This is a genomic window from Sphingobium abikonense NBRC 16140 (assembly GCF_001598335.1).
Taxonomy (GTDB): Bacteria; Pseudomonadota; Alphaproteobacteria; order Sphingomonadales; family Sphingomonadaceae; genus Sphingobium; species Sphingobium abikonense.
Window position 1 is genome coordinate 1 of the sequence record NZ_BCYT01000044.1, and the last position, 1,273, is coordinate 1,273.

General features: G+C 63.2%; 1 pseudogene. It reads left to right on the forward strand.

Annotated features, from left to right (window positions below):
- Positions 1-62: 62 nt before the first annotated feature.
- A pseudogene (locus tag SAB01S_RS17920) lies at positions 63-1,151 on the forward strand (IS5 family transposase).
- Positions 1,152-1,273: the final 122 nt, after the last annotated feature.

The following is a 1,273-nucleotide window of genomic DNA, read 5'->3' on the forward strand; positions in this document are numbered from 1 at the left end:
AAACCTCTGGTGCATAGCGGCCTGAACTGATTCACTGCCATTGCGCGACAGCGGAGGCGGTAATGGCGGGACAGCCGGGTTTCTTTGATCTTTCGAACCAGTACGAGGCGCTGAGTGCAGCGGGCGATCCGCTGGAGCGGTTGGCGGCCGTCGTTGACTTCGAGGTTTTCCGTTGACCGCTGGTCGCCGCCCTGCGACGCGCCCCGCGCGCCAAGGGCGGACGTCTGCCGTTCGACCCTGTGCTGATGTTCAAGATCCTGGTTCTGCAGGCACTGTACTCGTTGTCAGACGAGGCAACCGAGTTTCAGATTAAGGATCGGCTGTCGTTTCAGCGGTTCCTGGGCCTTGGGCTCGACGGCACGGTGCCGGATGCGACGACGGTATGGCTGTTCCGCGAGCGCCTCGTGAAGGCCAGGGCGATCGACCGGCTGTTCGCCCGCTTCGATGCCGCGCTGACCGATCGGGGTTATCTGGCCATGGGCGGCCAAATCATCGATGCCACGGTCGTGCCGGCGCCGAAACAACGGAATACCGAAGTGGAGAAGATGGCGATCAAGGAGGGGTGCGTTCCCGAGGCCTGTCAAGTAAAACCCGCCAAGCTCCGCCAGAAGGATCGCGACGCGCGCTGGAGCGTCAAGTACACCAAGGCCAAGGTGAAGGAAGGCGCCGATCCCAAGGCGTTCAAGCCGGTCGACCTCGCTATCCCGATGTTCGGCTACAAGAACCACATCGGCATCGACAGGACCCATGGTCTGATCCGTACCTGGGACGCCAGCGCCGCCAATGCTCACGATGGTGCACGACTGCCCGATGTGGTCAGCAAGGACAACACCGGCTCGGGGGTCTGGGCGGACACGGCCTACCGGTCGAAGAAGAACGAGGCGTTCCTCGCCAAGGGGATGTTCACCAGCCACATCCACCAGAAGAAGCTGCCGCGCCGGCCGATGCCCGAACGCATCGCCAGGGCCAATGCAAAACGATCCGCCGTGCGTTCGGCGGTCGAGCACTTGTTCGCCGGGCAGAAGCACCGCATGGGGCTGGTCGTGCGGACCATCGGCATCGCCCGCGCCCGCATCAAGATCGGGATGGCCAACCTGGCCTATAACTTCCAGCGTCTTGCCTGGCTTGAGGGGCGTCCTGCGCCCGCATGACGCAAAAACCGGCCCCTGCAGCCGGTTCCGACACGGAAATCAGCGGATCAGCACCCAAAAACCGGGGCTCACCGTCAATTTGCGCGCCTTCACGTCGCCATCATGCCGAAATCAGACGGTTC